Annotated in this window: 12 protein-coding genes; 1 reads left to right on the top strand and 11 read right to left on the bottom strand. The window is 69.4% G+C overall.

What is annotated here, in order from left to right:
* Positions 1–52: 52 nt before the first annotated feature.
* Genes AC07FA_RS13945 through AC07FA_RS13935 form a run of 3 tightly spaced genes read right to left on the bottom strand, consistent with a single transcriptional unit; the run spans position 53 to position 1,669 of the window.
* On the bottom strand, positions 53–511 hold the full coding sequence (locus tag AC07FA_RS13945) for a DUF6113 family protein (RefSeq protein ID WP_479075484.1): 459 nt from the start codon (positions 509–511) through the stop codon (positions 53–55).
* The gene (mshB, locus tag AC07FA_RS13940; protein WP_479075482.1) at positions 508–1,425 is read right to left on the bottom strand and encodes an N-acetyl-1-D-myo-inositol-2-amino-2-deoxy-alpha-D-glucopyranoside deacetylase; all 918 of its coding nucleotides are present in this window, start codon (positions 1,423–1,425) and stop codon (positions 508–510) included. The genes AC07FA_RS13945 and mshB overlap by 4 nt, the downstream gene beginning before the upstream one ends.
* Positions 1,426–1,474: 49 nt before the next feature.
* Positions 1,475–1,669: a hypothetical protein gene (locus AC07FA_RS13935; protein WP_014154257.1), complete on the bottom strand. Its 195-nt coding sequence runs from the start codon at positions 1,667–1,669 to the stop codon at positions 1,475–1,477.
* 167 nt (positions 1,670–1,836) lie between these two features.
* On the opposite strand from AC07FA_RS13935, the gene AC07FA_RS13930 reads away from it, so the two are divergent.
* Complete coding sequence (locus tag AC07FA_RS13930) at positions 1,837–3,966, top strand: S9 family peptidase (RefSeq protein WP_479075480.1); 2,130 nt, start codon at positions 1,837–1,839, stop codon at positions 3,964–3,966.
* Between the two features lie 7 nt (positions 3,967–3,973).
* On the opposite strand, the gene AC07FA_RS13925 is transcribed toward AC07FA_RS13930, so the two are convergent.
* From AC07FA_RS13925 to AC07FA_RS13890, 8 genes are all read right to left on the bottom strand, one after another.
* Positions 3,974–5,068: a hypothetical protein gene (locus tag AC07FA_RS13925; protein ID WP_479075478.1), complete on the bottom strand. Its 1,095-nt coding sequence runs from the start codon at positions 5,066–5,068 to the stop codon at positions 3,974–3,976.
* Positions 5,069–5,260: 192 nt separating this feature from the next.
* Complete coding sequence (locus AC07FA_RS13920) at positions 5,261–6,499, bottom strand: ABC transporter ATP-binding protein (protein ID WP_479075477.1); 1,239 nt, start codon at positions 6,497–6,499, stop codon at positions 5,261–5,263.
* The gene (locus AC07FA_RS13915) at positions 6,489–7,466 is read right to left on the bottom strand and encodes an ABC transporter ATP-binding protein (protein ID WP_479075476.1); all 978 of its coding nucleotides are present in this window, start codon (positions 7,464–7,466) and stop codon (positions 6,489–6,491) included. The genes AC07FA_RS13920 and AC07FA_RS13915 overlap by 11 nt, the downstream gene beginning before the upstream one ends.
* 13 nt (positions 7,467–7,479) lie before the next feature.
* Complete coding sequence (locus AC07FA_RS13910) at positions 7,480–8,457, bottom strand: ABC transporter permease (protein WP_479075475.1); 978 nt, start codon at positions 8,455–8,457, stop codon at positions 7,480–7,482.
* Entirely contained in the window at positions 8,450–9,373 is a 924-nt protein-coding gene (locus AC07FA_RS13905) for an ABC transporter permease (protein WP_479075473.1), read from the bottom strand. The genes AC07FA_RS13910 and AC07FA_RS13905 overlap by 8 nt, the downstream gene beginning before the upstream one ends.
* Positions 9,374–9,471: 98 nt before the next feature.
* On the bottom strand, positions 9,472–11,109 hold the full coding sequence (locus AC07FA_RS13900) for a peptide ABC transporter substrate-binding protein (protein WP_479075471.1): 1,638 nt from the start codon (positions 11,107–11,109) through the stop codon (positions 9,472–9,474).
* 163 nt (positions 11,110–11,272) lie between these two features.
* Positions 11,273–12,415, bottom strand: coding sequence for an ABC transporter ATP-binding protein (locus tag AC07FA_RS13895; protein ID WP_479075469.1), 1,143 nt, complete (start codon positions 12,413–12,415; stop codon positions 11,273–11,275).
* Positions 12,408–13,466, bottom strand: a complete 1,059-nt coding sequence (locus AC07FA_RS13890) for an ABC transporter ATP-binding protein (protein ID WP_479075467.1) — start codon at positions 13,464–13,466, stop codon at positions 12,408–12,410. The genes AC07FA_RS13895 and AC07FA_RS13890 overlap by 8 nt, the downstream gene beginning before the upstream one ends.
* Positions 13,467–13,478 lie beyond the last annotated feature (12 nt).

The following is a 13,478-nucleotide window of genomic DNA, read 5'->3' as shown; positions in this document are numbered from 1 at the left end:
TCCACCTCGGCATCACACCTGCGGGGGGCATTCCGGGGTCGGACGTGGCACATCAGGGGCCAGGTCGGCCGCTGTTGGTGGCTGATTGAGGCACTCTCGACGTGGTGGCGCACATCACAGCGACAGCCATCCCGCCGAGCAGGAAAAGAGCCAGGCCGAGTTCGTCCGCGAAGACGTAATCGCCTTCGGGGCGTCCACTGAGCAGGAGGACCACCGCGATGAGCCAGCCCGCGGCCGGGGCCAGTGCGCCGAGCTGCGTCCCCACCAGCACCCGGCCGCCGTAGAAGAGCGCGGCGCAGGCGGCGAGCGCGATCAGCAAACCGCCGGGGAACCAGGCGGCTTGGACGAGGGTGCCCGCGAGGGCGACGAGTGCGCCGAGCACCGCGAGGCCGACGTAACCGGCGATCCGGGCGGGGTTCACCGGCGCCGCGAGACCGGTGGGTCCGGCGCTCCCGGGCGCCGCGTTGGTGCGCGGGGACGGCGAGGAGGCCCGGGGGCGTCTGCTGTTCATGCCCGCGCTCCCGGTGTGCCCGCCGGTTCCGGTACCCCGGCGAAGAGGTCGCGTTCGCGTCCGTCGTCGCCCTGTTCCGCGGTGCCGCGGACCAACTGGTAGTACTCGGTGGTGAGAACGGGCTGTCCGAGGTCGTTCGAAAGGGCGAAGAAGGGGCCGTCCACCGCGATCTGGGTGGCGTGGGCCCGCATGGCGGCGGTCTTCGCCGCGGCCGCCTCCGAACCGTCGATCTCGGTGGTGATCAGCGTCTCGTCCACCACACCCGGCACGTCGTCGACGGCCGCGATGCCCGGGAAGGTGTCCGGGGCTTCGGCCCGCAGCCGGGCGAAGCCCTCTTCCACGACCGCGCGCGGTACGCGGTTCCAGTAGATCTTCGCGATCGTGTGGGGAGCGCCGGAGGCCGGGCGGTACGCGGGGTCGGCGGCCAGGTCCGCGGCGCGCATCGCGACACGGTGGGCCTGGATGTGGTCGGGGTGCCCGTAGCCGCCGTCGGGGTCGTACGTGACGAGGACCTGGGGGCGCACCGAGCGGATCACCTCGACGAGGTGCCCGGCGGCCTCGTCCACCGGGGCGTCCCAGAAGGCGCCCGGGCGGTGATTCTGTTCGGTGCCCATCATCCCGGAGTCGCGGTACCGGCCGGGGCCGCCGAGGAAGCGGTGGTCGGTGACCCCGAGCACCCGCATCGCGGCGGCGAGTTCACCGATGCGGTGGGCGCCCAGGGTGTCGTCCCGGTCGGCGGCGAGGTGAGCGAGCTCCGGCGGGATGACCTCGCCCTCCTCGCCGAGTGTGCACGTCACCAGGGTGACGTGGGCGCCCTCGGCCGCGTACCTGGCCATGGTGGCGCCGTTGTTGATCGACTCGTCGTCGGGGTGCGCGTGCACCAGGAGCAGACGGCGGGCGGGAAGGTCCTTCATGGGGACCACCCTACGAGCCGCCCGCGTCACGCACCGACTGCCCCACGGGTCAGAACTTGATGCCCCCGATCATGCCTGCCACGTTCGAGGTCACCTCCGAGATCGTGGGTGCGATCGACGAGCTGGCGAGATAGAACCCGAGCAACATGCAGACCACCGCATGTCCGCCCTTCAGTCCGGATTTCCGGATCAGCAGGAAGACGACGATCGCCAGCAGCACCACCGCCGAAATCGAGAGTGCCACGGCGGTTCACCTCCATCAGTACGGTCGGGACGGGCAGCACACATGGAGCCAGCAGGTTCTTACCCACCGAGCGCTACGGATCATAACTATCCGTGCCAACGCATTGTTCGGGGCACAGCAGCACGAGGGGCGCACGGACCCCGGCCGGCCCGTCTAAGTTCAGGGCCATGACCTCGCAGAAGCTGTCCTTTCCCCGTCAGCACGCACGGACTCAGCGATTCACGTGCGGCGCCCCCCGCGCGTTCACCGTCTCGCCGGACGGGACGCGGGTGATCTTCCTGCGCTCGGCCTCCGGCACCGACCGGACGAACCGGCTGTGGGTCCTTGATCCCTCGACCGGCGAGGAGCGGATCGCGGCCGATCCGGAGGCCTTGCTGGGCGGTTCGGCGGAGAGGCTGTCGCCGCAGGAGCGGGCCCGCCGCGAGCGGAGCCGGGAGGGCTCGGCGGGCATCGTCGGCTACGCGGTGGACGCGGCGGCGGAGTTGGCGGCGTTCGCGCTCTCGGGGAAGGTGTACGTGGCCGGGCTGCGGGCCGGGACGGCGCGGGCACTGCCGGTGCCCGGGCCGGTGATCGACCCGCGGCCCTCCCCCGACGGCCGTCACATCGCCTACGTCGCGCGGGGGGCGCTGCGGGTCGTGGGGGCGGAGGGCGACGGGGACCGGGCGGTCGCCGAACCGGAGGACGCACACGTCTCGTACGGCCTGGCGGAGTTCGTGGCGGCCGAGGAGATGCAGCGCTCCCGGGGCTTCTGGTGGTCACCGGACTCGGACCGGCTGCTGGTCGCCCGGGTCGACGACAGCGCCGTACAGCGCTGGTGGATCGCCGATCCCGCGCATCCCGGCCGCAAGCCGGCGGAGACGGCGTACCCGGCGGCGGGGTCGCCCAACGCGGACGTGCGGCTCTTCGTCATGGATCTCGACGGGGCCCGCACCGAGGTGGTCTGGGACCGGGTGCGCTATCCGTATCTGGCCGACGTGCACTGGTCGTCCGCCGGCGCTCCGCTGCTCCTCGTGCAGGCCCGCGACCAGCGCAGTCAGCTGCATCTGGCCGTCGACACGGAGAGCGGCGCGACGCGCACGGTGCATGTCGACGAGGACGAGGTGTGGCTGGATCTTTTCCCCGGTGTGCCCGCGTGGACGCCGGACGGGCGGCTCGTGCGGATCGCCGACGAGGGCGGGGCACGGGTGCTCGCGGTCGGCGACCGACTGTTGACCGGGGCGCGGCTGCACGTTCAGGCGGTGCTCGACATCGGGGAGTCGGACATCCTGGTCGCCGCGACGGCGGGTGAGGAGGCCCCCGGTCCGGAGACCGGCCAGAGCCATGTGTACCGGGTCAACGAGCTCGGTATCGAAAGGATTTCCGAGGGGGTGGGAGTGCACTCCGCGGTCCGTTCGGGCGGGGTGACCGTACTGATCTCGGCGTCCCCGGAGCGGCCGGGCCGGTCCGTTCAGGTGCTGCGGGACGGCAAGCGGACGGCCACGGTGGCGACGTACGCGCAGGAGCCGGTCCTCTCCGCGAACGTGCAGCTCACCGAGGGGGGCGCACGGCGGATTCCGTGCGCCGTGCTGCTCCCCACGGGGTACCAGGAGTCGGACGGCCCGCTTCCTGTTCTGATGGACCCGTACGGCGGGCCGCACGGCCGCCGGGTGGTCGCCGCGCACAACGCCCACCTCACCTCGCAGTGGTTCGCGGACCAGGGCTTCGCGGTGGTCGTCGCGGACGGCCGGGGCGCGCCCGGCCGGTCGCCCGGCTGGGAGAAGGCGATCAAGGACGCCTTCCCGCTCACCCTCGACGACCAGATCGAGGCCCTGCACGCGCTCGCGGAGCGCTTCCCGCTGGACCTCTCCAAGGTCGCCATGCGCGGCTGGTCGTACGGCGGCTACCTCTCGGCGCTCGCGGTGCTGCGGCGCCCAGACGTCTTCCACGCCGCCATCGCCGGCGCCCCGGTGACCGACTGGCGGCTGTACGACACCCACTACACCGAGCGCTATCTCGGTGACCCCGCCGAGCAGCCCGGGGTGTACGCCCACAGCTCCCTGGTGACGGACGAGGGCCTGTTGTCCGAACCCGCCGAGCAGGTAAGGCCGTTGATGATCGTCCACGGCCTCGCGGACGACAACGTGGTGGTCGCCCACGCGCTGCGGCTGTCGTCGGCGCTGCTGTCGGCGGGGCGGCCCCACGAGGTGCTGCCGCTGAGCGGGGTGACGCATATGACTCCGCAGGAGCAGGTCGCGGAGAATCTGCTGCTGCTCCAGGTCGACTTCCTCAAGCGGTCGCTGGGACTGACCGGCGCGTAGGCGCTTCTCACCAGCCGGGCGGCGGGGAGGAGGGCGGCGGTGGCCCGAAACCGCCGCCCTGCGGATAGCCGTAACCGGGGCCTTGTCCGGGGGCGCCGTCCGACGGGTAGCCGTAGCCCGGCGCCCCGCCCTGGGGATAGCCGTAGCCGGGCGCCACGCCCTGCGGGTAGCCGTAGCCCCGGTACGGGTCGACGGGGACGTCCTCGAAACCCCTGCGGGCCAGGGCGATCAGTGTGGCGGCTCCGGCGACGGTCAGGAAGCACCAGGAGAGCAGGGTGAGCTGGAGCTCGGTCCCCAGCTCACCGAAGTGCTCCAGGAACTGGTGGTGCAGGGCGCGGGCGATGCCGAGCGCCCCGGCCGCCAGTACGAATCCGGCCACGATCATGCCGAGGGGCCGGGAGTGGACCGCGTGGACCAGCGCGCCGACCGCCACCACCAGGCAGAGCAGGGCGACCGTCGCGCTGGTCCAGCCGGGCGGGGCGTCGGTCAGCTCCACGCGGACGGCCGGACCGCCGATGAACCAGTCGGGGTACAAGGCGGAACGGAACGTCAGCAGTCGGCGGATCTCCCAGGCGATCAGCACCGCACCGGCCGTGCCCAGCATCAGGAAGGTGACGGCGGAGGCGCCCGTACCGGGCCTGGTGGGCCTCGGTTCGTGGAAGTCCTCCGGCTGCCCGCGGCCCGCCGCGCCGGTGACGACGAGCGCGAGCGCGGCGGCCAGGGCCACGAACGTACCGATCAGCGCCCTGGTGCGGATCTCGTCCGCGTACCGCCCGTCCATCCAGGGGGCGCCGATGCTCCAGACTCCGGGCAGCCGGAGCAGGAGCGTGACCAGTCCCGTGGCCACGAGCGCCGACGCGGCCACCGACGAGCGCAGGGCCGCGGCACCGGCGAAGACGTACACGACGAACAGGACGAGGTCGCTCTGCGAGGTCGTGGGCAGCGCCTCCGGGCGCGCGTCGGCGTATCCCGCCCAGTACCGCAGCAGCTCCAGTGGTTCACGGACGGCCCCGAGGTCACGCACGACCCAGCCCGCGACCATCACCGCGAGCACGCAACAGAGGACGGCCCCGGTGATTCTCGCGCCCCGTGTGAGTGTCACCCCAGCGATACTCCACCGCGGCCGGGCGTGGGACAAGAGGGCCCCGGGGCACGGGTAACCGGCCGGGGCGACAGGACGTCACCCCAGCCGGTTCACGGCACCCGCACGGCCGTACGCTGTTCATCATGGAGCGTTCGTATATCGGTGCCGCGACAGCCAAGTTGCCTCTGTGTAAACGCAGTTCGTGAGCTTTTATGACTGGATGTCGCCCGGTGCCTCCGGGTCCGCGGGCCGCTTCCTGACCGCCGTGCCCGGCGCCTCCACATCCGGCCCGGGCCCCTGCTCCGGCGGCGTGTCCCGCCCCTCCTCCGAAGCAACCACGTGCCTCTCCTCCGCGAAGTGGCACGCGGAGTCGTGGCTCGCCGGACTCTCCGTCAGCCGGAAGGACGCCGGGACGGCCAGCAGCGGCACCTCCAGCTCGCACCGCTCCTGCGCCTTCCAGCAGCGGGTGCGGAAGCGGCAGCCCGACGGCGGGTTGGCCGGTGAGGGGACATCGCCGTGCAGGATGATCCGCTCCCGGAGTTCGCGGGCCATCGGGTCCGGCACCGGCACGGCGGACAGCAGTGCCTGGGTGTACGGGTGGGTGGGGTGCTCGTAGATCTGCTCGTCCGTGCCGATCTCCACGATCCGGCCGAGGTACATCACCCCGACCCGGTCCGAGATGTGCCGGACGATCGACAGGTCGTGCGCGATGAACACGAAGCTCAGGTTGAACTCGCTCTGGAGACTGTCGAGCAGGTTCACGACCTGCGCCTGCACCGACACGTCGAGCGCGGAGACCGGCTCGTCGGCGACGATGATCTCCGGGTTGAGCGCGAGGCCGCGGGCGATGCCGATGCGCTGGCGCTGACCGCCGGAGAACTGGTGCGGATAGCGGTTGATGTACTCCGGGTTGAGACCCACCACGTCCAGGAGATCCTGCACCTTCTGGCGCCGGCTGCCCTTCGGGGCCACCTCGGGGTGGATCTCGTACGGCTCCCCGATGATGTCGCCGACCGTCATACGCGGGTTCAGCGAGGTGTACGGGTCCTGGAACACCATCTGGATGTTGCGGCGCACCGCCTTCAGCGCACGCCCCGACAGCTTGGTGATGTCCTCGCCCTTGTACCGGATCGCGCCCGCCGTCGGCCGCTCCAGATGCACGAGCATCCTCGCGACGGTCGACTTGCCGCAGCCGGACTCCCCCACGATGCCGAGCGTCTCGCCCGCGGCCAGGTCGAAGGAGACGCCGTCGACCGCCTTCACGGCACCGATCTGCTTCTTGATCAGGATGCCCTGGGTCAGCGGGTAGTGCTTGACCAGGTCGCGGACCTCCAGGATCGGGTCGCCGTTCGCGTGCGCCGTCCCGGCCCGCGCCGTGGACAGCAGGGTGGCGGCCACCTCGCCCTCCTCGCGGGCTTCCTTCCGTCCGCCGGAGTGATCAGCGTGCATCGAGCGTCTCCTTCCAGAAGTGGCAGGCGCTCTGGCGGTCCTCGGACACCCTGTACAGCGGCGGCACGTCCGTGCGGCACACGTCCTGGGCCATCGGGCAGCGGGGGTTGAAGGCACAGCCGGGCGGGATGTGGAGCAGGTTGGGCGGCAGGCCCTTGATCGCGTACAGCTCCTGGCCCTTCTGGTCCAGGCGCGGGATCGACCGCAGCAGGCCCTTCGTGTACGGGTGCGCCGGGGCCTTGTAGATGTCGTGGACGGGCGAGGTCTCGACGATCCGGCCCGCGTACATCACGGCGATCTTGTCGGCCACGTCCGCCACGACACCGAGGTCGTGCGTGATCAGGATCAGGCCCATGTTGTACTCGCGCTGGAGCTCCGCGAGCAGGTCCATGACCTGCGCCTGCACCGTCACGTCCAGGGCGGTGGTCGGCTCGTCCGCGATGATCAGCGAGGGTTCCAGCGCCATGGCCATGGCGATCATGATGCGCTGGCGCATACCGCCGGAGAACTGGTGCGGATAGTTGCCCACGCGCTCCTTGGCCGCCGGGATACGGACCCGGTCCATCAGCTCGACCGACCTCGCCCTGGCGTCCTTGCGGGACATGCCGCGGTGCACGACGAACATCTCGCCGAGCTGCTCCCCCACGGTCAGCACCGGGTTCAGCGAGGAGAGCGCGTCCTGGAAGATCATGGCCATCTCCTGGCCCCGGATCTTGCGCCGCTCCTCCTTCTTGAGCTTCAGCAGGTCGCGGTCCTTGAAGAGGATCTCCCCGCCGCTGATCTTCCCCGGCGGCATGTCGAGGATGCCCATGACGGCCTGCGCGGTGACCGACTTGCCCGAGCCGGACTCACCGAGGACGGCGAGCGTCTCGCCCTCGGCCACCGAGTAGTTGACCCCGTTGACGGCTTTGGCCACACCTTCGCGGGTGTGGAACTCCACGTGCAGATCGCGCACTTCGAGCAACATGGCAACGGCCTCCTCAGCGCAGCTTGGGGTCGAGGGCGTCGCGCACCGCGTCGCCGAGCATGATGAACGCGAGCACGGTGATCGCCAGCGCTCCGGCGGGCCAGAGCAGCATGTGCGGGGCGTTGCGGATGTACGGGGAGGCGTCGGAGATGTCGATGCCCCAGGAGACGGCCGGCGGCTTGAGGCCGACCCCGAGATACGAGAGCGTCGCCTCCAGCGAGATGTACGTGCCCAGGGCGATCGTCGCGACGACGATGACCGGGGCGACGGCGTTGGGGGTGATGTGGCGCAGCATCATCCGCGAGTTGGACGCGCCGAGCGCGCGGGCCGCCTGGACGTAGTCGTTCTGTTTGGCGGTGATCACCGAACCGCGGGCGATCCGGGCGATCTGCGGCCAGCCCAGCAGCACGATGAAGCCGACGACGGGCCAGACGGTGGAGCTGGTGACCACGGAGAGGAAGACCAGGCCGCCGAGGACCACGGGGATGCCGAAGAAGACATCGGTGATCCGGGACAGGATCGAGTCCCACCAGCCTCCGAAGAAGCCGGCGAGACCGCCGAGGACGCTGCCCAGCAGGGCCACGCCCAGGGTGGCGCAGACGCCGACGGTCACCGAGGTCCGGGTGCCGTAGACGACCCGGGTGTAGACGTCCCTGCCCTGGGGGTCGAAGCCGAAGGGGTGACCGGGCTCGGAGCCCTTCTGCGCGTCGTCCAGGTTGGCCTGGAGCGGGTCGCCGCTCGCGATCAGCGAGGGCCAGATCGAGATGACGACCAGGAAGAGGATGACCAGCCCCGAGATGACGAAGACGGGGTTGCGGCGCAGATCGCGCCAGGCGTCGGACCAGAGGCTGCGCGGCTTGCCCGCCGGGCCCGTCCCCTGGGGGCCGCCCGGCGTCTTCTCCAGGGTGGTTCCCTCCGCCATCGCGAGGTCCATGGCGCCACCGGCTCCCGCCGGGGAGATCGCTCCGTCCGATGACAGCGGCTCAGGCATAGCGAATCCTCGGGTCGAGTACGGCGTACAGGAGATCGACGATCAGGTTGGCCGCCAGGAAGACGAGAACCAGGATGGTGACGAAGCCGACGACCGTCTGGGAGTTCTGGCGCAGGATGCCCTGGTAGAGCTGGAATCCGACGCCGTGGATGTTGAAGATCCGCTCGGTGACGATCGCCCCGCCCATCAGGGCGCCCACGTCCGTACCGATGAAGGTGACGACGGGGATCAGGGAGTTGCGCAGCAGATGCCGGACGACGACCCGGCGCCGCGGCAGGCCCTTGGCGACGGCGGTGCGGACGTAGTCCGCGCGGGCGTTCTCGGCGATCGAGGTCCGGGTGAGCCGGGTGACGTAGGCCAGGGAGACGGATGCCAGGACGAGCCCGGGGACGAGCAGTTCGTTCACCGGGGCGTCCGAGGAGACCGACGGCTTGATGATCCCCCACTCGACGCCCAGCAGGAGCTGGAGCAGCAGCCCGGTGACGAACGTCGGTACGGAGATGACGACGAGGGTCAGGATCAGCCCCGTGGTGTCGATGGGGCGGCCGCGGCGCAGGCCGGTGACGACGCCGAGGCTGATGCCGATGACGACCTCGAAGACGATCGCGATGATGGTGAGCCTGATCGTGATGGGGAAGGCCGTCGCCATCAGTTCGGTGACCTTCTGCCCGTTGAACGCGGTGCCGAAGTCGCCCGTGAAGACGTTGCCCATGTACGTGAGGTATTGCTGCCAGACCGGCTTGTCGAGGCCGAACTCGGCGCGCAGCTGGGCGGCGGTCGCGGGGTCGCACTGGCGGTCGCCGCAGAGGCCCGCGATGGGGTCGCCCATCACGTTCACCATGAGGAAGATCAGCAGCGTGGTGCCGAAGAAGACGGGAATCATCTGCAGCAGCCGCCGGATCACATAACGTCCCATGAGGGGCTCCGGGGGTCGGGGCGAACAGGCGGACAGCGGGGACCGCGAAGCCGGGCGGCCGGTGCGTGGTCCGCACCGGCCGGCCCGGCCTCGTCAGCTCACTTGACCTTGATCTCTTCGTACACGGGGACGCTGAAGGGGTTGAGCGCGACGTTCTCGATGCGGTCCGAGTAGCCGGCGCTGCCGTTCTGGTACCAGAGCGGGATGACCGGCATCTGCTCGACCATCACCTTCTCCGCGTCCTGGAAGGTGGAGACCGCCTTGGCCTTGTCCGTCTCGGCGTTGGCCTTGTCGACGAGGTCGTCGAACTGCTGGTCGCTCCACTTGCCGTCGTTGGACGAGGCGTTGGTGTAGTAGACCGGCTGGAGGAAGTTCTGGATCAGCGGGTAGTCCATCTGCCAGCCGGCCCGCCAGGCGCCCGTCAGCTTCTGCTGGGAGACCTGACTGCGGAAGTCGGCGAAGGTGCCGACGGGGCTGCCGACGCACGCCTTGTTGTCGCCCATGACGTTGTTGATGCTGTTGCAGACGGCGTCGACCCACTCCTTGTGCGAGCCGGTGTCCGCGTTGTACGAGATCTTCAGCTGGCCGCCGGGGATGCCGCCGTTGTCGTCGATCAGCTTCTTGGCCGCGGCCTTGTCGTACACGCACGGGGAGCCGCACAGACCCTTCTTGAAGCCGCCCTCCTCACCGAGGACCGGTGAGGTCCAGTCGGATGCGGGGGTCCGGGTCTTCTGGAAGATCTGGTTGGTGATCTGCTCGCGGTTGATCGCCATCGACAGCCCCTGGCGCACCTTGGCGGCCTTCGGGGTGTCCCACGCGGCCTCGTAGAACGGGAAGGCGAGGGTCTGGATGATGCCGGCCGGGGTGTTGATGTAGCGGTCGCCGAGGTCCGACTCGACGTTCGTCAGCTGCGAGGCGGGCACGTCGTCGACGAGGTCGAGGTTGCCTGCCGTCAGGTCGGTGTAGGCGGTGTTGTTGTCGGTGTAGACCTTGAGGTCGATGCCGCCGTTCTGCGCCTTGTCGTCGCCCGGGTACTGGTCCCACTTGCGCAGGTTCATCGCCGAGCCCTTGGCGTACGTGTCGATCGTGTACGGGCCGTTGCCGACCGGCTTGGCGAGCCAGGCGTCGTGGTCGGTGAAGAACGCCTTGGGCAGCGGCGCGAAGGCCGGGTAGCCGAGGGTGTCCGGCCAGAGCGAGAACTTCTGGGAGAGCTTGACGGTGAACGTCTTGTCATCGACGACCTTGAGGCCGGAGAGCTTGTCCGCGGAGGCGGAGCCGGACTCGGGGTGGGCCTCTTCGTAACCGTCGATCTGGGTGAAGAAGAAGGCGTTCTTCTGGTTGTTCTTCAGCGCCGCGCCGTAGTTCCAGGCGTCCACGAACGAGGCGGCGGTGATCTTCTCGCCGTTGCTGAAGGTCCAGCCGTCCTTCACGGTGATGGTGAAGTTCTGGGAGTCGGTCGTCTCGATCTTCTCGGCGAGCATGTTCTGCGCCTCGCCGGTCTTCGGGTCGTACCTCTTGAGACCCCGGAAGATCATGTCGAGGACCTTGCCGCCCTGCACCTCATTGGTGTTCGCGGGCTCCAGCGGGTTCTGCGGGTCACCCCAGGAGGAGCTGACGATCCCGTTGGCACCACCACCGCCGCCACCGCCGCTGTCGTCCCCGCCGCCACAGGCCGTCGCTGCCAGGGCGACGGCCACCGCACATGCGGCCCACTTGGCTTGTGTGGCTCCGCGCATGAAGTGCCTCCTAGAGATCCATTGAGTAACTCAATGCCTCATATCACCCCATTTGTCTGCTGGTCGCATGTTAAACAGGCCCATCTGTGGCGGCCTGACAGCACAAAACCGCCGGGCGGGCTCGGGTGACCGAGCCCGCCCGGCGGCGGAGAGCGAACAACGGCTAGGCCGCGTGAACGACGTCCTTCTCCTCGGCGAAGTGACACGCCGACTCATGCGCGGCCGGGGAGTCCACTCCCTTGAACCGCTCGGGGATCGCCAGCAGCGGCATCTCCGTGGCGCACTTGTCCTCGGCCTTCCAGCACCGCGTACGGAAGCGGCAGCCCGACGGCGGGTTCGCCGGCGAGGGGACGTCACCGGAGAGGATGATCCGCTCGCGGCCCTCACGGGCCTCCGGGTCCGGAACCGGAACCGCCGACAGCAGCGCCTGGGTGTAGGGGTGCGTCGGGTGCTCGTAGATCTGCTCGTCGGTGCCGATCTCGGCCATCTTGCCGAGGTACATGACCCCGACCCGGTCCGAGATGTGCCGGACGATCGACAGGTCGTGCGCGATGAAGAGGTAGGAGAGGTTGAACTCGTCCTGGAGCTTCCCCATCAGGTTGATGACCTGCGCCTGCACCGACACGTCGAGCGCGGAGACCGGCTCGTCGCAGATGATGATCTCCGGGTTGAGCGCGAGGCCGCGGGCGATGCCGATGCGCTGGCGCTGACCGCCGGAGAACTGGTGCGGATAGCGGTTGATGTACTCGGGGTTGAGACCCACCACGTCCAGGAGGTCCTGCACCTTGCGGCGCCGCTCACCCTTGGGGGCGACCTCGGGGTGGATGTCGTACGGCTCCCCGATGATGTCGCCGACCGTCATACGCGGGTTCAGCGAGGTGTACGGGTCCTGGAACACCATCTGGATGTTGCGGCGCACCGCCTTCAGCGCACGCCCCGACAGCTTGGTGATGTCCTGGCCCTTGTAGAAGACCTCACCCGCGGTGGCCCGCTCCAGCGTCATCAGGAGCTTGGCGACCGTGGACTTGCCACAGCCGGACTCGCCCACGATGCCGAGCGTCTCGCCCGCGAAGAGATCGAAGGAGATCCCGTCGACGGCCTTGACCGCACCGACCTGCTTCTTGAACAGGATGCCCTGGGTCAGCGGGAAGTGCTTGACCAGATTGCGCACCTGGAGGATGGGCTCACCCTGCGACACGGGCGCGTCGATGGCGGCTACGGCCTCCGCCTCGCTCGCCGCGTCGACGGTCGCCACTTCGGTGACGTTGGGGGTGGCGTCCACGGGCTCCTTCTTGATGTCAGCCATGGATCGTCTCCTTCCAGAAGTGGCAGGCGCTGCCGCGGCCGACCAGATCGGTACCGTCCTGCTCGGTCACCGGGCGCAGGGCCGGGATGTCCGTACGGCAGATGTCCTGCGCCATCGTGCAGCGGGGGTTGAACGCACAACCCGAGGGCACGTTGAGCAGGTTGGGCGGCAGACCCTTGATCGCGAAGAGCTCCTGGCCCTTCTGGTCAAGGCGCGGGATCGACTCCAGCAGACCCTTGGTGTACGGGTGCGCCGGGCGCTTGTAGATCTCGTGCACGGGGGCGGTCTCGACGATCCGGCCCGCGTACATCACGGCGATCTTGTCGGCCACGTCCGCCACGACACCGAGGTCGTGCGTGATCAGGATCAGCCCCATGTTGTACTCGCGCTGAAGCTCCGCGAGCAGGTCCATGACCTGCGCCTGCACCGTCACGTCCAGGGCCGTCGTCGGCTCGTCCGCGATGATCAGGTCCGGCTCCAGGGCCAGCGCCATGGCGATCATGATGCGCTGGCGCATACCGCCGGAGAACTGGTGCGGGTAGTCCGAGACACGGGCCGCGGCGGCCGGAATCTTGACCTGGTCCATCAGGCCGATGGCCTTGGCCTTGGCTTCCTTCTTGGACAGGCCCTGGTGGACCCGGAACATCTCGCCGAGCTGGTAGCCGACGGTGAGGACCGGGTTCAGCGAGGACAGCGCGTCCTGGAAGATCATCGCGATCTTCTGGCCGCGGATCTTGCGCCGCTCCTCGTAGGACATCTTGAGCATGTCCTGGCCGCGGAAGAAGATCTCGCCCTGCGGGATCTTGCCCGGCGGCATGTCGAGGATGCCCATGATGGCCTGCGCCGTCACGGACTTGCCGGAGCCCGACTCACCGAGGACGGCGAGCGTCTCACCGGCGTTCACGCTGTAGTTGACGCCGTTGACGGCCTTGGCCACGCCGTCGCGGGTGTGGAACTCCACGTGCAGGTCGCGGACTTCGAGCAGCGGGCCGACGTGGTCGTCTCCCGAGCGCGGGGACGGGACTTCTGCGGTCTTGTCGATGGTGGTCACGTGCACCCCTCC

The sequence above is a fragment of the Streptomyces sp. NPDC045968 genome, from assembly GCF_056430475.1.
The sequence above is the reverse complement of the archived record's forward strand: the minus strand, read 5'-3'. Positions and strand labels throughout refer to the sequence as shown.

Excerpts from the sequence above, each read along its gene's own strand:
- AC07FA_RS13945 (WP_479075484.1), bottom strand. The coding sequence starts at position 511 with ATGAACAGCAGACGCCCCCGGGCCTCCTCGCCGTCCCCGCGCACCAAC.
- mshB (WP_479075482.1), bottom strand. The coding sequence starts at position 1,425 with ATGAAGGACCTTCCCGCCCGCCGTCTGCTCCTGGTGCACGCGCACCCC.
- AC07FA_RS13930 (WP_479075480.1), top strand. The coding sequence starts at position 1,837 with ATGACCTCGCAGAAGCTGTCCTTTCCCCGTCAGCACGCACGGACTCAG.
- AC07FA_RS13920 (WP_479075477.1), bottom strand. The coding sequence starts at position 6,499 with ATGCACGCTGATCACTCCGGCGGACGGAAGGAAGCCCGCGAGGAGGGC.
- AC07FA_RS13915 (WP_479075476.1), bottom strand. The coding sequence starts at position 7,466 with ATGTTGCTCGAAGTGCGCGATCTGCACGTGGAGTTCCACACCCGCGAA.
- AC07FA_RS13910 (WP_479075475.1), bottom strand. The coding sequence starts at position 8,457 with ATGCCTGAGCCGCTGTCATCGGACGGAGCGATCTCCCCGGCGGGAGCC.
- AC07FA_RS13905 (WP_479075473.1), bottom strand. The coding sequence starts at position 9,373 with ATGGGACGTTATGTGATCCGGCGGCTGCTGCAGATGATTCCCGTCTTC.
- AC07FA_RS13900 (WP_479075471.1), bottom strand. The coding sequence starts at position 11,109 with ATGCGCGGAGCCACACAAGCCAAGTGGGCCGCATGTGCGGTGGCCGTC.
- AC07FA_RS13895 (WP_479075469.1), bottom strand. The coding sequence starts at position 12,415 with ATGGCTGACATCAAGAAGGAGCCCGTGGACGCCACCCCCAACGTCACC.